The organism is Achromobacter sp. 1011811831 (assembly GCF_059760905.1).
This window is the reverse complement of record NZ_JCBANG010000035.1, coordinates 1-19,872: the sequence shown is the minus strand read 5'-3', so window position 1 is coordinate 19,872 and position 19,872 is coordinate 1. Positions and strand designations below refer to the sequence as shown.

The window sequence follows — 19,872 nt, the reverse complement described above, 5'->3', positions numbered from 1 at the left end:
GCGATAATAGCAGCATGAACCCTGAACTCAATCCTCGCCTGCGCCTGCTGGCGTCGGCATCGCTGTTCGCCCTGATTGTGCTGTGCGTGGCCTGGGAAAGCGTGGTCGCGCCGCTGCGTCCCGGCGGATCCTGGATGCTGCTCAAGGCGCTGCCGCTGGCCTTTCCGCTGCGGGGCGTCCTGCGCGGCAACCTGTATACCTATCAGTGGGCGTCCATGCTGTCGCTGCTATATCTGATGGAAGGCGTGGTTCGCGCCATGTCCGATCCCGCGCCCTTGTCCGTGGCCATGGCCTGGGGCGAGATCCTGCTGTCGACCGTGTTTTTCGTCAGCGCAATTTTTTATGTGCGGCCCGCCAAGCGCGCCGCGCGGAGACAACGCGCATGACTGCCCGCACCTTGAACGCGCTGACCACGGTCAATTCCTTCGCGGCCCTGCCGGATGCCTTCCATACCCGGTTGGCGCCCCAGCCGCTGAGCCATCCGCGCCTGCTGCACGCCAATCCCGATGCCGCCGCGCTGATCGGGCTGGACCCGTCGGCCTTCGCGACGCCGGAATTCCTGGCCGTGTTTTCCGGCCAGCAGCCGCTGCCCGGCGGCGACACGCTGGCCGCCGTCTACAGCGGCCACCAGTTCGGCATCTGGGCCGGCCAGCTGGGCGACGGACGCGCGCATCTGCTGGGCGAGGTGCAGGGGCCGGCCGGCAGCTGGGAGCTGCAGCTCAAGGGCGCCGGCATGACGCCGTATTCGCGCATGGGCGACGGCCGCGCGGTGCTGCGTTCGTCGGTGCGCGAATACCTGGCCGGCGAGGCCATGCACGGCCTGGGCATCCCGACGACGCGCGCGCTGTGCCTGGTGGCGTCGGACGATCCGGTGTACCGCGAGACCGTGGAAACCGCCGCCATCGTCACGCGCATGGCGCCCAGCTTCGTGCGCTTCGGCTCGTTCGAGCACTGGTCGGCGCGGCGCGACCTCGACCGCCTGGCGACGCTGGCCGATTACGTGATCGACCGCTACTATCCCGAATGCCGCGAGACGCGGGCGGGCGAGCCGGCGGACCCGAACGCGGCCGTCACCAACCTGCTGCGCGAAGTGACGCGGCGCACGGCGCTGCTGATGGCCGACTGGCAGTCCGTGGGCTTCTGCCACGGCGTGATGAACACCGACAACATGTCCATCCTGGGACTGACGCTGGACTACGGTCCGTATGGCTTCATGGATGGATTCAAGCTGGCGCACATCTGCAATCACTCCGACACGCAGGGCCGCTATTCCTGGAACCGGCAGCCGTCGGTGGCGCTGTGGAACCTGTATCGCCTGGGCGGCAGCCTGCACAGCCTGACCCAGGACGCGGATGCGCTGCGCGCGGTGCTGGACGAATTCGAAGCGGTGTTCACGCGCGCGTTTCACGCCCGCATGGGCGCCAAGCTGGGCCTGGCGTCGTGGCGTCCCGAGGACGAGGCGCTGCTGGATGACCTGCTCAAGCTCATGGATGCGAACCAGGCCGATTTCACGCTGTGCTGGCGCCGCCTGGCCGATGCGGTGCTGGGGCGTCGCAGCGCGTTCGAGGACCTGTTCATCGATCGTCCCGCCGCGTCGGCATGGCTGGATCGCCTGCTGGCGCGTCAGGCCGCCGACAGCAGGCCGGCGCAGGAAACTGCCCAGGCCATGAATCGGGTCAATCCGCTGTACGTGCTGCGCAATCATCTGGCGGAGCAGGCGATCCGGGCGGCGCAGCAGGGAGATGCGGGCGAGATCGGGACGTTGCTGCAGCTGTTGCGTGACCCGTACACGGAACGCAGTGGTTACGAGGCGTATGCGGGGCTGCCTCCGGACTGGGCGGGCGGCATCGAAGTCAGCTGCTCGTCCTGAGCAGTGGTTTAAGGTTGCGAAAGAGGGGGCAGGTGCTGATCTGACGGCTATTTACGCGAAAAACCAGTGTTAGGAAGTGAAATATGGCGGTTTTTTTCACTGCAATCATTCGTTTCCATTGTAAAAGTCGTAAGATTGTCGCCTGCGGGACACTCGGGATGGCTTGCCGCATCCCTGGGGCATTTGTCGACAATATTTGAATAAAGCACTCTGAATATGCCTGGCGCGGATGGTTTGCTGTGTATCGGCTTGCTTGAGGATGATGCGGACTTCCGGGAGGAGTTGGCGTTGGGCCTGGGCGGCTATGGTTTCCGGGTGGCGTTCGCCTGTGACAATGCGGCGGCGTTCTATCGCCGGCTGCAGGAGCAGCCGTGCGACATCGTCATACTCGACGCGCACCTGCCCGGTGAGGACGGTTTCTCGGTCGCGACCCGCTTGCGGGCGCTCAGCCCGGTCGGCATCGTCATGCTGACCGGTCGCAGCGCGCTGGAAGACCGCGTGCGCGGCCTGGAGGGCGGCGCCGACGTGTATATGACCAAGCCGGTCGACCTGCTCGAACTGAGCTCGGTGATCCGCAGCCTGGCGCGCCGCATGCGGCTGGCCAAGGCGCCGCGGCCCGCCGATGCCGAAACGCGCACGCCGGCCGAGTCTTCCTGGTCGCTGCAGGATGGCGGCTGGATCCTGGTCGCGCCCGATGGCGCTTCGCTGCACCTGAGCGCGCAGGAGCGCACGTTCCTGATGGCCTTGATGGATGCCGCCGGCAGCGCGGTCAGCCGGCAGGCGCTGGCTGAATTGTTCCTGCCCGAGAGTCCGGGCGGGTTCGAGTTGCGCCGCATCGACGTGCTGGTCAGCCGCCTGCGCGCCAAGGCACAGAGCGCCGGCCTGAAGCTGCCCGTGCTGTCCGTGCGCGGACAGGGCTACGTATTCGCGGCCTGAGCGCCGCGTTCGCCGGCCGCGTCAGGCGGCGGGCGGCGAGACCGGCAGGGTGATGACGAAGCGGCTGCCGGCGCCGATCCGGCTGGTCATGGTCAGCGAGCCGCCCTGGCTTTCGCAGATGCGCCGCGCCAGATAAAGCCCGACGCCCAGTCCCGATGTCTCGCGATGCGCCGCGCGCCGAAAGCGCGGCTCGAAAATCCGCTGCTGGTCTTCTTCTCCGATGCCCGGGCCACGATCGACGACGGCGATCCATGCCTGGTGCACGCCATCCGCCATGCCCGCGCCGGTCTCGATCCGGATGGGCTCGCTGGCGGGCGAGTACTTGACGGCGTTATGGATCAGGTTGCGCAGGACCACGCTGGTCAGCGAACGATCGCAATAGGCGGGCAGGGCGCCGTCCGCGTTCAGCACCAGGGCGTGCGCGGTATCGGGACGCATCGCGGTCACCACGTCGCGGGCCATCGCCGCCAGGTCGATGGCTTCGCCGCGCGGGGTCAGCGCCTGTTCCTCGCGGCGGTCCTGTGTCAGCAGCTGTTCCATCAATTCGGTCATGCGCGTCACCGAGCGGTGGATGCGCGCCAGGCGGTTGTCCACGGCTTCGCCATTGCCCGCCAGGATCATGTCCAGGGATTGCGCCGCCGCGCTGATGGTGGCGAGCGGCGCGCGCAGCTCATGCGAGAGCAGGGCGTTCATCTGGCGTTGTGTGTCCAGGGCGCCGGCCAGTTCGGCCAGGCGCAGCTCGTCCTGGGCCTGATGGCCCGCCGCCGAGGGCGTCTGCGCGGGCGGTGACGAGGCGCTGGCGCGCGCGAGCCGATCCGCCAGGGCGCAATACCACAGCGCCAGCGCCACCAGCAGCAGGCGCGCCAGTTCCAGCAAGCTGGCCGGCGCGCCCGCGCCGGCGCCGGGCCAGGCATCGCGCCCGATCAGCCAGACGGACAGCGCATGGCCGGCGGCCAGGACCAGGCAGGCCACGCGGCGCGGACCCGGGCGCGCGCCAGCAGCCAGCAGGGCCGCCGTCAAGGGCAGGCTGGCCGCCGCGCAAGCGCCCGCGATGGCGGCCGACGCCGCGCCGTCATGCGTTTCGTAGATGAAGATCAGGGCCAGCGAGGCCAGCGCGGCCAGTCCGATGCTGCCCCAGCGGCAGGCCGCCGCCAGCCCGCGCAGGCCGCCGGATCCCGCGAGGAAGGGCGCCGTCAGCGCGAGCAGCGCGGCATAGGAGCCGGCCTGCAAGGCGCCGGCCGGCAGCAGGTTCGGCAGGGTGCGGAACAGCCCTTCAAGCAGCAGGAACACGACGCCCGCGGCTTGCACGCTGTCGCGGGTCCGCGTCCAGGCGGCCGCGCAGACCAGCGCGCACGCCAGGGCGGCGCCGGCGATCAGTCCCGCGTGCACGCCCGCCTGGGCGGCAAGTTCCGCCTGGGCCCGGGCGGCGCCGGGCCATGCCGATAGCGCGCACAACGCGCCCGCCCAGCGTCGGGTGGATGCCGCCGCGGCGCGGACGGGCGGCAGGCGAGTGCGGGAACGGGGCAACAGTCCTTCCGTCAACTAGGAACCCATTGGTGGTCGGGAGCAAGATCATGCGGGCGGGCGAAGTTTACGCCAGCGCCGCGCAGGGCGTGGATGCCGATTTTCTCCAGAATGGATTGCGTGGCTGTGTCCGGCACGTCTTCGGCGTATACCGCCATGCCCAGCGTCTGCGCGGCCGCCGCGACCGTGGCCGCCAGATGCTGGCTGCCGGGGCTGCGCAACAGCCCGGCGACGAACCCGCCGCCGAGCTTCAGGTAGGAGAACGGGAATTCGTGCAGATGCTCCAGGGCGCCGAAGTGCTGCGACAGGCGGGTCAGCCCGACGCGCGCGCCGGCCTGCGTGGCCAGGCGGCACAGCTCGCGCATCTCGGTGTTTTGCTCGATCAGGCCGGCGGCATCCACTTCGATGATCAGCCTCCGGGTGAGGGCGGGTCGGTCGCCGAGCATCTTTTCCAGCCGGGCCAGGAAGCCGGGCTGCGACAGCGAGCCCAGCGCCACGGGCGCCGCGAGCGCCCCGTGTTGCGCGTACAGCCAGTCCAGCCCCAGCCGCAGCGCCTGGATATCGCATTCGGCCGACAGGCCGAGCCGCACCGCGGGCGGCATGAAGATGGAGGCGGGCACGGGGTCGGCGCCCGACGCGTCGTGCAGCGTCAGGCTGGCCTCGTGATGCAGCAGCCCGCCCGACACGTCCTGCAGGGCCTGTACCGCCAGCGCGAACTTGTGTTGTTCCAGCGCGGTGGTCAGCGCGTCGTGCCAGCTGTATTCGCCGATGCGGGTGCTGTCGGCGGCCTGGCTGGCGGGCGCGATCTGGTCATCGTCGGCGCTTTCGGAGCACATCAGCGCATGGTCCAGCCGTGCCAGCGTGTCGCTCATGCCGTCGCCGGGCGCGAATTCGGCCATGGCCAGCGCCCAGCGGCACCAGCCGTGCTTGCCCATTGGCACGCGCAGCGAGTGCAGTTCGCGGCGCACGCGCTCGGCCAGCACGCCAGCTTGCGGCGCGCTGCTGCGAGGCATCAGCAGGGCGAAATCGGAGCCGCCGATCCGGGCCAGCAGCGCCTGGGAGCCGCCCTGCGCGTCGACCAGCCTGCGCAGGCGGTCGGCGGAAGAGCGCAGCCACTGGTCGGTGAACGCACGCGACAGGTGGCGGTTGATCTGCGCCAGGTCGCGCTGGCGGAACATGAGCAGGTGGCCGCCCGCCTCGGCGGTCCGGTCGCTCAGCGCCGCGCGGAAACGATCCATGAAATATTTGCGGTTCGGCAGCCAGGTGACGGCGTCGCGGTGGATCTCGCTTTGCAGCGATTCGATCCGCGCGTTCTGCTCCTCGACCGTGGCGTCGACCTGGCGGCGGGCGTCGACCAGGGCCTGGTCGACGCCTTCCAGGCCACAGGAGCCGGATGGCGAGGCATCGGCGCCCGGCGCCAGGGCGCGCACGCGTTGACTGATGTCACGCGACGCGCTGGTTTCGATGCGGCGCGCCAGGCTGACGGCGAACAGCGCCCAGAACAGGCCGGCGCTCAGCGCCAACCCCACGGCGCGGACGCCGCCCTGCCACAGCGTATCGTTCGCCAGCGTGGCGTCGCCCTGGACGGTGACCGTGCCGCGCGCGGCGCCGTCGGGGCTGGCGTAGGGGAGCGAGACCGCCGGCGCCCGCAGGGAGAACCAGCGTTCGTGCCAGGCGCCTGAGCCGGCGTCCGTGGCGGCGGCCGGGCCGCGCTCCACGCTGTCGCCGGATGCATCGTCGGCAATCCTGAGACGTGCGTACAGCCCCTGGCTGTACAGTTCGTCAGCCAGAACCTCACGCTCGTGAGAAGTGGAGGGCGCTCGACCCAGGACCCAGGCGAGCGTGCGCGCGCCGCTTTCGCTTTGCTGCGCCAGTTGCCGGCTCAGGTGGCGATGGGCGGTCAGCATGCCCAGTGCCTGGGCGCCAAGCAGGACGATGCCTGCGAGCAGGGCGGAACACAGGAGTAACCGGCGTAGTTTCGACATGTGTGCGGAATTCCCTTCGTGGCCAGCACCGTTGCCGGTGTCGCGGATTGCCGGCCAGCCCGTCAAAAGGGGAGCGACGGGCCGCCGATGTGCCCGATCGGGAAGAAACCTGGATAAGAAACGTGACACACGTTACTAATACCTCAGCGGCGCTTCCTGCGCTGTAATTCGGCATGTCACAGAACATACAGAATATTACGAAATCTGCTGCGACATCAGACAACCTGTGCAATTATTTCGCTCGTGATAATTGCTCCCGATGACAACTATTGAGATAAGGCGTATTAATTTTTCGGACTCATGTGTCGTAGTAGGAGCAAGGCATGGCGCGACGCGGCGGCCGGTAACCGCTATCGCAGGACTGTCATGCATAAACGCGAGCAATCACCAGACAGCAGCAATCGAGGGAAACGGGGCGCGTTGCCCCCAGAAGTGTGGCGTTTTTTTGCGAAAATAATGCATAATTTAAAAAATGTTACAGACCTTGGGTTCAACTCCGGACCGCGACGCCAAGGGTTTCTAGATAGGGGGGCTCCGTGCGTGAGAGTTACCTGCTCGCACTGTGCCTGACGCTCGCGGGCGCACTTGCGGCGATATGTTTGCTTTTCGTGCGGCGGGAGCGCGTGCTGCGCCACCGCCTGACGCGCGACGAGGCCACGGGGGTCCTTAGCCAGCGGGAACTGCAGCGCCGCGCGCGCGCCTGGCTGGCCCAGGCCGAGGGCCATGCCCGCCGCGGCGCCTTTTTCCTGGTGCGTTTCGAGCAGTACGCCGAGATCAGCGCCATGCTGCGCGCGGGCGAGGACCAGGCCTTGCTGGCGCTGGTCGCGCAGCGCCTGAGCCTGGTCGCCCGGGCGCTGGGCGGCATCGTGGGCCGCTGCGGCCTGGATACGTTCACGGTCTGCGTGCCCGATGTGGACGAGCAGGGCGCTGCCCAGGTCTCGACCAAGCTGCTCGAGGACCTGGGCGCGTCCTACGAGCTGGGCGGCCGTCCGCTGATCGCCGTGTTTCGCGTGGGCGCGGCGCTGTATCCCGAGCATGGCCGCACGGTCGAGGAGCTGCAGCGTTGCGTGCAGGTCTCCATGGTGCCCCTGAAAGAGCGCGAAGGGCCGGGCTGGAACATGTTCGATTTCCGCCTGCTGGCGCGGCAGCGGGACCGGCAGGGCCTGGAGAACGACCTGCGGCTGGCGCTCACCACGCGGAACATGGAGCATCGAGCTGTACTACCAGCCCGTCTGCGACAGCGCCTCCGGCCTGGTGGAGGGATGCGAGGCGCTGCTGCGCTGGCATCATCCGGTGCTGGGCAGCGTTTCCCCGGCCGTGACCATCGAGCTGGCCGAGCGCAGCGGCCTGATCGTGCCGCTGGGCGCATGGATCCTGGAGCGGGCCTGCTCCCAGGCCACCCAATGGCCGGCCGCCTGGCGCGTGCACGTGAATCTGTCGGTCAAGCAGATGAACGAGGACGGCCTGGTGCAGCTTGTGGCCGACGTGCTGGCCGATACCAAGCTGGCGGCGCGCAAGCTGGTGCTGGAAGTCACCGAATCCATCTTCATCCTGCATTACGAACGGCACGTCAAGATCCTGAACACGCTGCGCGCCAAGGGCATCGGAGTGGCGCTGGACGACTTCGGCTGCGGCTATTCCAGCCTGAACCATCTGCGGCATCTGCCCATCGACTGGGTCAAGATCGACCGCAGCTTCATTTCCGCGCTGGAGTCCGACGCCGGCAGCAGGGAAGTCGTGTCGGCGCTGTTCGGCCTGTGCCAGGCCATGCACCTGCCGGTGGTGGCCGAGGGCGTGGAGACCGAAGGCCAGCGCGAGATTCTGAAGGCGCTGGGCTGCCGCGTCATGCAGGGATTCCTGCTCGGCCGGCCCGCGCCGGCGGCGGAAATCCAGGCTTTGGCCTCGGCGGTGTCATAATCGGGGTTGCGTGCAAACCCCGACCTCATTGGCTTCCTTATGTCCGGCAATACCCTCGGTACCCTTTTCACCGTCACGAATTTCGGCGAGTCCCACGGGCCGGCCATCGGTTGCGTCGTGGACGGCTGCCCTCCGGGCCTGGAACTGGACGCGGCCGACATCCAGCGCGAACTGGATCGCCGTCGTCCCGGCACCTCGCGCCACGTGACGCAGCGCCAGGAAGCCGACCAGGTCGAGATCCTGTCGGGCGTCTATGAAGGCGTCACCACGGGAACGCCCATCGGCCTGCTCATCCGCAACACCGACGCGCGCAGCAAGGACTACACCAATATCGCCGACACTTTCCGTCCCGGCCACGCCGACTACGCCTACTGGCGCAAGTTCGGCGTGCGCGATCCGCGCGGCGGCGGGCGCTCGTCGGCGCGGCTGACGGCGCCCACGGTGGCGGCCGGCGCCATCGCCAAGAAATGGCTGGCCGAGTGCCACGGCGTGCGCGTGCGCGGCTACATGAGCCAGCTCGGCCCGATCCCGATTCCCTTCGTCTCCTGGGACGAAGTGCCCAACAATCCGTTCTACGCGCCCAACGCCGACATCATCCCGGAACTGGAAGCCTATATGGACCAGCTGCGCCGCGATGGCGATTCGGTCGGCGCGCGCATCGAGGTCGTGGCCGAGAACCTGCCCGCGGGCTGGGGCGAGCCGATCTATGACCGGCTCGACGCCGACATCGCCCACGTCATGATGGGCCTGAACGCGGTCAAGGGCGTGTCCATCGGCGCCGGCTTCGATTGCATCGCCCAGCGCGGCTCCGAGCATGGCGACGAGATCACGCCGGACGGTTTCCTGAGCAACAATGCCGGCGGCGTGCTGGGCGGCATTTCCACCGGGCAGCCGATCACGGTATCGCTGGCGATCAAGCCCACGTCCAGCATCCGCGTCGAGCGCCAGTCGGTCAATCGCGCCAACGAGCCCGTCACGGTGCAGACGCTGGGTCGCCACGATCCCTGCGTCGGCATCCGCGCCACGCCCATCGCCGAGGCCATGCTGGCCCTGGTGCTGATCGATCATGCGCTGCGTCATCGCGCGCAGTGCGCCGACGTTTCCGTCTGATAAGCTTGCCGTCCTGTCGCCATGATGGCGGATCTGAGGTCTTCATGAGTCGGATTTTCCCTGCCATGCGCGCCCTGGGGGCCGCCTTCGTCTTTGCCGTGCTGGCGGGTTGCACGGGCATGAACACCACGCAGTCGGGCGCCATCGGCGTCAACCGCACGCAATACATGTCCAGCATGGTGCCGGCCCAGGCGCTCGAACAAGAGGCAGGCCAGCAGTACGGCGATATCCTGAAGCAGGCCAAGGCCAAGAACCTGCTGGACCGCGATCCCGCGCAAGTGGCACGCGCCCGCACGATCTCGCAACGGCTGATCTCGCAGGCCGGCGTGTTCCGGCCCGATGCGGCAAGCTGGAAATGGGAAGTGCACGTGCTGTCCAGCGACGAGGTCAACGCCTGGTGCATGCCGGGCGGCAAGATCGCCGTCTACACGGGACTGCTGAACAAGATCAAGCCCACCGATGACGAGTTGGCCGCCGTGCTGGGCCACGAGATTTCCCACGCCTTGCGCGAACATGCGCGCGAGCGCGTGTCGCAGCAGATGGTGACCAACCTGGGGCTGTCGGTGCTGTCCATCGCCACGGGTTCCAAGGAGGCCGGCAACCTGGGCGGCAAGCTGACCAGCGTGATGTTCACGCTGCCCAACAGCCGCACCCATGAAACCGAGGCCGACCGCATGGGCGTGGAGCTGGCCGCGCGCGCCGGCTATGATCCGCGCGCCGCCGTCACGCTGTGGCAGAAGATGGGCGCGGCGGACGGCGGCCAGGCGCCGCCCGAATTCCTGTCCACCCACCCGTCGGCCGCCTCGCGCATCAGCGATCTGCAGGTGGCGTCGGAGCAGGTCCTGCCGCTGTATGAGCAGGCCAAGGGCAAGGGCCGCGCGGCCCGTTGAGGCGCGCCGCCGTCCGGCGCCGGACCGCGCAGGGCAATCCCGGGCGGCTACCGCGCCATCATGCCCAGCTCCTTGAGCAGGGGCAGCAGCGCCGCCCGCTCGGCGTGATACTCCTCCTCGAAGGCTTGCGGCGTGTTGCCGATGGCCTCGAAACCGATCGATACCAGGAATTCCTTCATGGCCGCGTCCTGCACGCTCACGCCGATGGCCTGCGCCATGCGCGCCAGCGCCGCGGGAGGCATGCGGGCGGGAGCGGCGATGCCGGCCCAGGTCGGGTTGCCGAAGACGAAATCGTCGTAGCCCGCTTGCGCGAAGGTGGGCACGCCGGGCAACAGCGCGGCCCGGCCGCCGCCGACCACGGCCAGCGGCTTGATTCTGCCTTGTTCGATCAGCGGCAGGGCCACCTGCGGCGACAGGAAGGTCATGTCCACTTGGTTCGCCAGTACGTCCTGCAACGCTGGCGGCGATCCGCGATAGGGCACCTCTGTCAAGGCCACTCCGGCCTTGCGCGCAAGGCTCTCCATGACCTGCGCGGGCATCGTGCCGGGCCCCCATGATCCGTAGGTGACGTTGGCCTTGCCCGGCTTGAGCAGGGCGACCAGCTCGGCGATCGAGTCCGGCCCGAACTTCGGATTCGCCACCAGCACGGTCGGACTGGCGCCGATCTTGCTGATCAACGCGAAATCCGCCTGGGGATCGTAGGGCAGCGACTTCATCACCGCCAGCGCGGTGATGAAGGGCGAGTTGGTGGTGACCAGGAAGGTGTGCCCGTCCGAGGCGCGGGCGACCTCGGCGGCGGCCAGCACGCCGGCCGCGCCGGGCTTGTTCTCGACTACGACGGCCACGCCGAGCTGCCGGGACAGCGATTCCGCCAGCCGGCGCGAAATCACGTCCAGCGGCGCGCCGGGCGGCGAGGTGCAGACCAGCCGCACCGTGCGCGACGGAAAGGTCTCGCGCGCCGCCGCGGCGGGCACGGACGCCGGAAGGGCCAGGGCGCCGGCCAGCGTACCGGCCAGGGCGCGGGCGAGGAATCTGCGGCGGGTATGCATGCGGCTTCTCCTTGGGTGACGAGGCGTCAGGCCTGGGGCGCGGCGCCGCTCGGTGCGTGGCGCGCCAGGAAGGCGTCCAGCGTCCGGTTGAAGGCGGGCGCGTCCTCGAAGTAGGTGGAGTGTCCGGTGTCGGGGAAGGTATGGGCGGTGGCGCCGGGGATCAGCGTGGCGACGTGCAGATGGCTTTCCCCGTTCAGGAAGTCGTCGTGCGAACCGCCGGCGACGAGCGTCGGCACGGCATAGCCGGCGAAGTCCCGGGGATGCAGCCGGACGCGCTCGTCCATCATCGGCGTGGAGTCGAAGCCGGGGTTCAGCTGCTTGATCTGGGCGTACAGGAACATCAGCTCCGGGCGTTCCCGGGCGGTCTTGCGGTTCCAGCCCACGGCCGCGTCGCGTTCGGCGCCGGCCTCGTTGAAGATGCCGGTGGCGCGGCGCAGCGTGCGCCAGTTTTCCTCCGAATAGGCCGGCGTGGGCGAGCCGTTGATGAACAGGCAGCTCACGCGTTCCGGGTGGCGCACGGCCAGCGGCAGGCCTGCCCAGGCGCCCAGCGACTGGCACACCAGCGCCGCGGACGAGATGCCCTCGGCATCCAGCACGGCCAGCAGGTCGTCGGGAAAGTCCGCCGGATGCGAGACCACGCCGGGCGCCAGCACCGAGCGGTGAAAGCCTCGCAGGTCCATCGTGATGACGCGGTAGCGGTCGCGAAAGTGCATGACCTGCTGGCAGAAGGCCAGCGTGTTGCCGCCGCCACCGTGGATGAAGACCAGGGGATGGCCCGAGCCATGCGTTTCATAGTAGAGCGTGGCGTCCTTGCGAGCGATCGTGGGCATGGCAATGTCTCCTTGAGGGTTGTTCTTGTGTATTGAGCGTTAGCGCATTGTTCGGCACGGCGCCGCGCCGCGCAAAACACAAATTGTTTGAGGCATGCGTTTTGCTTATCGCTTCCGGGATGCGCGCCAGGCGCGGGGGCGGTCCGCGGATTGCCGCGCCTGTGGCTTATTGCTATCGTTCGCGCGAACGCGGGCATTCCGGACGAAAGCCCCCGGGACGCGGGCATTCCATTCCACGCTGGCATTCCTCTTGAGGCCGCCATGAAACTCAAGCAATTGCAGGCCCTGCGGGCGGTCGCCGAAACCGGCAGCCTGCAAGGCGCGGCCGGGCGTCTCTGCGTGACCCAGCCCGCCGTCAGCCGCGCGATCATCGATCTGGAGTCGGAACTTGGCGTTCCGCTGCTGACGCGGACGACGCGCGGGGCATCGTTGACCGAGTTCGGCGCGTCCATCCTGAAGCGGGCGCTGCTCATCGACCGCGAGGTCGGGCGCATCTACGACGCCGCCGATGCCGCGCGCGGCGCCGCCGGCGGCAGCCTGTGCATCGCGATCACGCCCGTGTCCGCCACCGAGGCGTTCCTCGACGCCGTGACCGCGTTCGCCGCCGAGCGGCCCGACGTACGGCTCAGCATCCTGGAACTGCGCCGCGCGCAGATCGTGGCCGGCCTCAAGGACGGCAGCCTGGATATCGCGCTGTATACCGAATACGGCCTGCTGGAAGACGCCGCGCCGCACTACCGGCTGGAATCGTTGTATGAGATCGGCTCGGCGCTCGCCGTCAGCGGCGGGTATGCGGGTCCGCTGGATGTCAGCGCCGAAGACCTGCAGGCGCAGCGCTGGATGGTGCTGGACGCGGCCAGCGATGAATCAAGCCTGATGCGCGTGCTGTTTTCCAAGCACGGCCTGGCGCCGCCGGCGCGCGTGCTGCGCTGCTCGTCCGCCTATGTCTACGCCAATCTGGTCACGCGGATGGATGTGGTATCGATCTGGAGCGATGCCGGCGCGAAAGTGTTGGACGAGCGTCTGCGCGGCGGGGCGCTGCGCAGGCTGAACGTGGCCGGCGGCATGCCGCAAGGCGTGGTGTGCCTGGCCTACCCGGACGAGAACCTGATGACGCCCGCCGCGCGCGATTTCATCGCCTGGCTGCGCATGGCCTTGCGCAAGCCGGGTTCGAGCGCGGGCGTAACCGTGGGCATCGACTAGCGCGGCGCCGGGCGGTCCGGCGTGGACCGCCGCCAGGCGGCCATGCCGCTCAGCCCTGCCGGCCCTGCGGCCTGACACCGGGACCGCGCATCACGTTGATGCCCAGGCCGGCCAGGATGCGCTGGGTTTCCGCGTCGGGCACGTCTTCCGCATACACCGCGATGTTCAGGGCGCGCGCCGTCTGCAGCACCGAGGCCGTCAGCTGCTGGCTGCCCGGGCTTTGCGACATGCCGCCCACGAAGCCGCCGCCCAGCTTCACGTAGGACAGCGGCAGCGTATGCAGCTGCGCCACCGCGCCGAATTGCTGCGCCAGCCGGCGCACGCCGATATGCGCGCCGAATTCCGACACCACCCGCGCCAGCGTGGCGATCTGCTCGTGGCATTCGACCAGGCCGTGGGCGTCGATTTCCAGGAACAGCCTGGGCGCCAGCGGGCGCTTCTCGGTCAGCAGCAGGGCCAGCTGGCGGAAGAACTTCTGGCCGCGCAGCGAGGGCAGAGCGACGCGCACGGCCAGCTCGCCTTCGTTCGCCGCCAGCCATTGCAGGCCCAGCGCCACCGCCTGCAGGTCGCAGTCGGCCACCAGGTCCAGCCGCACCGCCGGCGGGATGAAGAGCGTGGCGGGGATGGGCATCTGGTCGGCGGCGGTGCGCAGCATCAGCATGGCCTCGGTCCGCACCAGGCCGCCGTTGGCGCTGGTCAGGGCCTCGGTGGCCAATTCGTAGCGGTTTTCCTCCAGCGCCGACTGGATGGCCTGCTTCCAGGCCTGCTCGCCGGCTTCCGACGGCGATTGGGTATCAGTGGCGCCCAGGATCACCACCTGATCGTTGCCGGCGCTCTCGGCCCGCATCAGGCCGAAATCCAGGCGCGACAGCACCGGACCCGCCTGGCTGCCGGCGCCGTAGTCGGTCATGGCCTGGGCCCAGCGGCACAGATGGCCTTCGCCCACGGGGATGCGCGAGGCATGCAGGTCGGTGCGCACGCGCTCGGCGATCATCATGGCTTGCGGCGCGGCGCAGCGCGGCAGCAGCAGCGCGAAGTCCGAACCGTTCAGGCGGGCCAGCAGCGCCGACCCCGCGTTCAGGCTGGCCAGCGAGGCCTGCACGCGTTCGCAGACCGCGCGCAGCCATTGGTCGATGAACTCGCGCGGCATGTGGCGGTTCAGGTCGGCCAGGTCGCGCTGGCGCAGCACCAGGACATGGCCGCCGGTTTCGCCGCCGCGTCCGGAATCGGCCGGGGCGGGCGCTTCCAGCGCGCGGCGGAATTCGTTGACGAAGTATTTGCGGTTGGGCAGGCCGGTGACCGGATCCTGGTTCAGTTCCAGCTTCAGCGATTCGATCTGGGCATTCTGTTCCTCGACGCTGGCGTAGACGCGCTCGCGCGTCTGGTTCAACGCCTGCACCACGCCGGACAGTTCCGGCACGCGCGCCTCGACCTGTTGCGGCGGGGTGCTCTGGCCGATGCTGCGCACGTGCTCGCTGATCTCGCGCAGCAGGCGGTTCTTGATCCAGCGCACCAGCGCGAAGGCGAACAGGGCCCACAGCACGCCGGCGCCGACGACCAGCGCGACCATCTTCAGGCTGCTGCGCCACAGGGCTTCCCAGGCATAGGCATCGTTGGCGACCAGCGTCACCTCGCCGATCTGCCGCCAGCCGTCGCTGACCGCGTGGCTGGCCGTGCCCGAGGCCAGCGGCGCCAGCGTGCGGAACCAGCCCGGCACCGAGGCGGCCGTGGCGGTGGAGCGGCGCTCGATCAGCACCTTGCCTTCCGGGTCGCTCAGGCGCACCAGCGAGAAATGGCCGCCGTCGAACAGCGCCGACACCAGCAATTCTTGCAACACCGGATCGTTGTTGGCCGGCTGGGACAGGGACAGCGCCAGCGACACCGAGGCATCCGTGCTCTGCACCTGCAGCTGGCCGGACAGGTATTCGCGCGCGGCGTTGACGCTCAGCGCCAGGGTGCCGAGCAGGATCACGCCGATGGCGATGGTTACGCTGAGCAGAAGCTGTCGAAGTATGGACATGGTCTTATTTCCAGGCGTCAGGGGCGGATGCCTTCCCGTTCCATTCGTTGAAGAAGGTCGCGCCAGCGGCTGAGGCGGTCAACCGGCGCGGCGGGCTTGCCATCCACATAGACCCCGTCGGCGTTGAAGCTGAACACCGGCGTCAGGTCGCGGCGCTGCGTGGCGGGCAGGATCGTCGAGATCAGGCTGTCCAGCACCAGCGGTACTGCATTGGGCGTTTCGTAGTAACCCAGCACCATATGGGCGACCTGCGAGCTGCTGGCCGGGCCGCCGATGCGGGCGCGGACGTAGATGAAGCGCAGCTTGTTGGCCGGCACGCCCATGGACAACAAGGTGAAATACTTGCCGATGACGTAGTCCTCGCAGTCGCCTGCGCCCTTGCCCAGCGATTCCAGCGGCGTGGCCCAGTAGTCGGGCTGGCCCCAGATCACCGAGTCTTCTCCGGACATCACCGAACGGTTCCAGAAGTCGTTGACCAGCGTCAGCTTGTCGCGCTCGGCCGGCGGCAGCGGGCCGCGCAGCAATTGCAGCCAGCTGGCCACCGCCTTCGCGCCCTTGGCGCCATAGCGGCTGGCCGAGAGGCTTTGCAGCTTGTCGGCGTTGATCTCCAGGGCGAACGAGCCGCCCCAGATGCAGACCAGACAGAGCAAAGCCAATCGGCACAGGTTCAGCGCGACGCGGAATCGGCGGGTCGATGGCATGAAACGGATTTTCACATTTTTCGCGTTACTACTGGCGACATCCGTTGAAAAAATGCAGGGGGAGGGGAGGCCGAATCCGGCCAGCCCCTCCCCCGGGTACTGCGTACTACGGTTTAGCTGTGGTCGACGTTCAGCTTGCCCTTCTGCAGCAGGTCATTGATGATGGCCTGGTTGTTGAGCTGGCCGCCTTGCGTCAGGTCGACGTTCTCCAGCACGATCTTCTGGTCGGCGCCCTGGGCAGCGAGCTGGCCCTTGGTGTTGACGTCGATGACCGTGTTGTTGCCTTCCTTGTGGAAGTTCAGGTACTGGGTCAGCGTGCTGTCCTTCTCGCCGACCAGCAGTTCCTTCAGATCCAGGATGTCGCCGCCATCGGTCGGCTTGGCGATCGAGAAGTCCTTGATCGTGTCCACCGCCGGCTTGGCCGTCGTGCCCTGGTCGTTCAGCTCCCACTTGAAGGTGTCGCTGCCGGCGCCGCCGACCAGCGTGTCGTCGCCCTTGCCGCCGACCAGCAGGTCGTTGCCGTTGCCGCCTTCCAGGTAGTCGTTGCCGGTGCCACCATAGAGCTTGTCGTCGCCGTCGCCGCCGTACAGCTTGTCGTCGCCCGCGCCGCCGTAGATGATGTCATTGCCATCGTCGCCGTACAGGGTGTCATTGCCGCCCTGGCCGTAGATGATGTCGTTGCCCGTGCCGCCGTGGATGGTGTCATCCCCGCCGCGCGGATCATCGGTCACGTTGAAGTCGGCGTGGTGGTCCTTGATGTACTGGTACAGGTCGCCCGCGGTGGGCTTGTGTCCCAGGGTCAGCTCAAGGAACTTGTCCAGCGCGGCCAGGCCGGCGCCTTGCGGCAGGTCGGCGGGACGGCCGCCAGCCACCTTGCTCCAATCCAGGACGTTGCCATCGGTGTTGATGGTATCGCCGAAGATGATGTCGTTGCCGGCGCCGCCGTTGATGATGTCGTTGCCGACAGCGGCGGGATCCGTGCTGGACGAACCGCCTTGCAGCGCGGCGGCCAGTTCGCTGGCGGTGTTGACGATCTGGGGCTGGCCGACGGGGCCAGTGATGGGCTGCCAATATCCCCAATCGGTAAGCGTGCCCGTTCCGGTGACCTTCGAGTTGTCGAAGTACTTCAGGTAGCCCTCATTGACGCCCGAGCCTATGCCGATGGCATGCACGGTGCTCTTGCCGCTCAGGCCCTTGAAGGCGTCGACGGCATCCTTCATGTCCTTGTAGTCCGTCGTGCTGCCGCCGTTCCAACCACCGTTGCTGCCGCTGTTGCTGAAGGTCGGATCACCGTCCGTCAGGAAGTAGGTGACGTTCTCGAACGTCTTGCCGTTGGACGTGGTGGGCTGGCTGTTGAACCACTTGAGCGCTTCCTTGAACGCGCCTTCGTAGTTGGTGCCGCCGTTGGCGTACATGGCTTCGATGGCCGAGATCAGGGTGCCGACATTGCTCGCATTCAGACCGTTGATGGTCTTCAAGCTGCTAGCCGTCGACTCGAAGCCGATCAGTGTCACGTTCACTACGCCGTCGTGCTTCGCCAGGCCGTTGGCCAGGTTCTTCAGCGCGGCGATGGTGAGATCCATGCGCGACATGCCCTTCGTGCCGGACGCGTTGTCCATGCTGCCCGACGTATCGACGACGAGCGCGATGTTGTAGTTCTTGCCCGGTTCGACCGTCGTGACCGTGCCGCCCTTGTCGCCAAGGATGACGTCGTCGCCGCTGCCGCCGTTGATCGGCGGGTTGGTGCCGGTGCCGCTGCCTTCGTTGCCGCCCGAGATGAGGTTGTTGGTCTTGATGGCGAAGTTGTAGTCGCCAGACGTGTCCTTGCCGCCGTTGGCCGTGCCGCCGTCGTCGCGAACCTGGAAGCCGAACGAGGTGTCCTGGCCCGAGGCGGACGGCGTGTAGACCAGCTTGCCCGCGGCGATATCAGCGGCCGAGATCGCGGTGTTCGCCGTGACCGGCTGGCCGTTCAGCGTCAGCGTGCCGTCGGTCGGCAGGCGCGTGATGATCACGCTCTGCAGGTTGTTGCCTTCGGCGCCGTCGTTGAAGTTGAACTCGGCGATGTTGAACGTGTGGCTGGCGCCCACGTCCACGCTGGTGGCGTTGTCGGCGGCCACCGGCGCGTCGTTGGTGCCGACCACGTCGATCGTGATGGTCTGCTTGGCCGAACCGTCGGCGGAGACGACTTCGAACGTTTCCTTGACCACCTGACCAGGTTTCAGATCCTGCACCACCTGCGAGCTGTTGTTCAGCGAGTAGGTCCAGTTGCCGTTGGCGTCGATCGAGAACGTACCGTACTTGCCAGCAGCATTGGTCTGGGCGACCACGCTGCTCTGGCCGGCGTCGGCGTCCGAAACCGTCAGCTTGCCGGACGAGATCAGCGTCTTGTCCTCGATCACCGCGCCGGTGGACTGGCCGGTGATCTTGGCGATGTCGTTGGTGCCGGTGATGGTGACGGTGACTTCCTGGGTCGCCGTGCCGCCCTTGCCGTCATTGACCGTGACGGTGATGGTGTCGGTGACTTGCTGGCCTTCGGTCAGGGCCTGGACCTTGGCATCGCCATTGTTCAGCGTGTAGGTCCACTTGCCGGTCTGGTCGAGCGTGAACTTGCCGTACTGGCCATTGCCGCTGTTGGCGATGGACCAGGTGTGGGTGTCGTTCGTGTCGATGTCGCTCTTGGTCAGCTGGCCGGCGGTGGTCAGCGTGCCGTCTTCCTTCACTGCGCCGGTAGCCACGCCGCCGATGGTCGGGTTGTCATTGGTGCCGGTGATGGTGATGGTGATGTCCTTGGTCGCCGTGCCGCCCTTGCCGTCGTTGATCGTGACGGTGATGGTGTCGGTGACCGTCTGGCCCGCGGCCAGGGACTGCACCTTGGTGCTGCCGTTGTCCAGCACATAGGTCCACTTGCCAGTCTGGTCGAGCGTGAACTTGCCGTACTGGCCGTTGCCGTTGTTGGCGATGCTCCAGGTATGCGTGTCGGTGGCGTCGACGTCGGTCTTGGTCAACTGGCCGGTCACGGTGGTGACGGCGGCATCTTCCGTCACCGCGCCGGTGGCCACGCCGCCGATGGTCGGGGCGTCGTTGGTGCCGGTGATGGTGACGGTGATTTCCTGAGTCGCCGTGCCGCCCTTGCCGTCGTTGACCGTGATGATGATGGTGTCGGTCGCCGTCTGGCCTTCGGCCAGGGCCTGGACCTTGGCATTGCTGTTGTCCAGCGTGTAGGTCCACTTGCCGGTCTGGTCGACGGTGAACTTGCCGTACTGGCCATTGCCGTTGTTGGCGATGGACCAGGTGTGGACGTCGTTCGTGTCGATGTCGCTTTTGGTCAGCTGGCCGGACGCGGTGTTGACGACCGCGTCTTCCTTGACGGCGCCGGTGGCGGTGCCGCCGATGGTCGGCGCGTCATTGGTGCCGGTGATCTCGACGGTGACGGTCTGGGTGGCCTTGCCGCCCTTGCCGTCGTCGACCGTGATGACGATCGTGTCGGTCGCCTTCTGGCCTTCGGCCAGGGACTGGACCTGGGCGCTCTTGTTGTCCAGCACGTAGGTCCACTTGCCGGTCTGGTCGAGCGTGAACTTGCCGTACTGGCCGTTGCCGTTGTTGGCGATGGACCAGGTGTGGGTGTCGTTGGTGTCGACGTCGCTCTTGGTCAGTTGGCCGGACACCGTGGTCGTGCCGTCTTCCTTCACCGCGCCCGCAGCCACGCCGCCGATGGTCGGGGCGTCGTTGGTGCCGTTGACGGTGATGGTGACCGTGCCCTTGGTGCCGTCGGCGGTGACGACTTCGAAGGTCTCGGTCAGCTTCTCGCCGGCGCCCAGGGCCTGGACCTTGGGATCG

13 protein-coding genes and 1 pseudogene are annotated in these 19,872 nt (G+C 67.8%); 7 read left to right on the top strand and 7 right to left on the bottom strand.

The annotated features are described in order from the left end of the window. Window positions 1-14: 14 nt before the first annotated feature. From AC6LJ9_RS15100 to AC6LJ9_RS15090, 3 genes are all read left to right on the top strand, one after another. Complete coding sequence (locus AC6LJ9_RS15100; protein ID WP_498148183.1) at window positions 15-386, top strand: DUF2069 domain-containing protein; 372 nt, start codon at window positions 15-17, stop codon at window positions 384-386. Next, on the top strand, window positions 383-1,870 hold the full coding sequence (locus AC6LJ9_RS15095) for a protein adenylyltransferase SelO (RefSeq protein WP_498148182.1): 1,488 nt from the start codon (window positions 383-385) through the stop codon (window positions 1,868-1,870). The genes AC6LJ9_RS15100 and AC6LJ9_RS15095 overlap by 4 nt, the downstream gene beginning before the upstream one ends. 216 nt (window positions 1,871-2,086) lie before the next feature. After that, window positions 2,087-2,806 carry a response regulator transcription factor gene (locus AC6LJ9_RS15090; protein WP_103275281.1) on the top strand — a complete coding sequence of 240 codons (720 nt, stop codon included), beginning with the start codon at window positions 2,087-2,089 and terminating at the stop codon, window positions 2,804-2,806. A gap of 21 nt (window positions 2,807-2,827) precedes the next feature. On the opposite strand, the gene AC6LJ9_RS15085 is transcribed toward AC6LJ9_RS15090, so the two are convergent. Next, window positions 2,828-4,333 (bottom strand): sensor histidine kinase, encoded by a 1,506-nt coding sequence (locus AC6LJ9_RS15085; protein WP_498148181.1) that lies wholly within the window; start codon window positions 4,331-4,333, stop codon window positions 2,828-2,830. Between the two features lie 11 nt (window positions 4,334-4,344). Beyond that, entirely contained in the window at window positions 4,345-6,315 is a 1,971-nt protein-coding gene (locus tag AC6LJ9_RS15080) for an EAL domain-containing protein (protein ID WP_498148180.1), read from the bottom strand. Between the two features lie 536 nt (window positions 6,316-6,851). On the opposite strand from AC6LJ9_RS15080, the pseudogene AC6LJ9_RS15075 reads away from it, so the two are divergent. The 3 genes and pseudogenes from AC6LJ9_RS15075 (at window position 6,852) to AC6LJ9_RS15065 (ending at window position 10,232) form a co-directional block, all read left to right on the top strand. Beyond that, window positions 6,852-8,232 (top strand): annotated as a pseudogene (locus AC6LJ9_RS15075) (putative bifunctional diguanylate cyclase/phosphodiesterase). Window positions 8,233-8,271: 39 nt separating this feature from the next. Beyond that, the gene (aroC, locus tag AC6LJ9_RS15070) at window positions 8,272-9,342 is read left to right on the top strand and encodes a chorismate synthase (protein ID WP_498148179.1); all 1,071 of its coding nucleotides are present in this window, start codon (window positions 8,272-8,274) and stop codon (window positions 9,340-9,342) included. A gap of 65 nt (window positions 9,343-9,407) precedes the next feature. Continuing rightward, window positions 9,408-10,232, top strand: coding sequence for a M48 family metallopeptidase (locus AC6LJ9_RS15065; protein WP_498148178.1), 825 nt, complete (start codon window positions 9,408-9,410; stop codon window positions 10,230-10,232). Window positions 10,233-10,279: 47 nt separating this feature from the next. On the opposite strand, the gene AC6LJ9_RS15060 is transcribed toward AC6LJ9_RS15065, so the two are convergent. Then, entirely contained in the window at window positions 10,280-11,281 is a 1,002-nt protein-coding gene (locus AC6LJ9_RS15060; protein ID WP_498148177.1) for a Bug family tripartite tricarboxylate transporter substrate binding protein, read from the bottom strand. 26 nt (window positions 11,282-11,307) lie between these two features. Next, the gene (locus tag AC6LJ9_RS15055) at window positions 11,308-12,111 is read right to left on the bottom strand and encodes an alpha/beta fold hydrolase (RefSeq protein WP_498148176.1); all 804 of its coding nucleotides are present in this window, start codon (window positions 12,109-12,111) and stop codon (window positions 11,308-11,310) included. A gap of 261 nt (window positions 12,112-12,372) precedes the next feature. On the opposite strand from AC6LJ9_RS15055, the gene AC6LJ9_RS15050 reads away from it, so the two are divergent. Further along, on the top strand, window positions 12,373-13,314 hold the full coding sequence (locus AC6LJ9_RS15050; protein WP_498148175.1) for a LysR family transcriptional regulator: 942 nt from the start codon (window positions 12,373-12,375) through the stop codon (window positions 13,312-13,314). A gap of 49 nt (window positions 13,315-13,363) precedes the next feature. Here the strand turns inward: AC6LJ9_RS15050 and AC6LJ9_RS15045 are convergent, their stop codons facing one another. From AC6LJ9_RS15045 to AC6LJ9_RS15035, 3 genes are all read right to left on the bottom strand, one after another. Beyond that, a complete protein-coding gene (locus AC6LJ9_RS15045) occupies window positions 13,364-15,334 on the bottom strand; it encodes a bifunctional diguanylate cyclase/phosphodiesterase (RefSeq protein WP_212318123.1) in 1,971 nt (656 codons plus the stop codon). A gap of 17 nt (window positions 15,335-15,351) precedes the next feature. Beyond that, window positions 15,352-16,035 carry a transglutaminase-like cysteine peptidase gene (locus AC6LJ9_RS15040; protein ID WP_498148174.1) on the bottom strand — a complete coding sequence of 228 codons (684 nt, stop codon included), beginning with the start codon at window positions 16,033-16,035 and terminating at the stop codon, window positions 15,352-15,354. 113 nt (window positions 16,036-16,148) lie between these two features. Further along, window positions 16,149-19,872: VCBS domain-containing protein (locus AC6LJ9_RS15035; RefSeq protein WP_498148173.1), on the bottom strand; the 3,724-nt coding region annotated here is incomplete at its 5' end.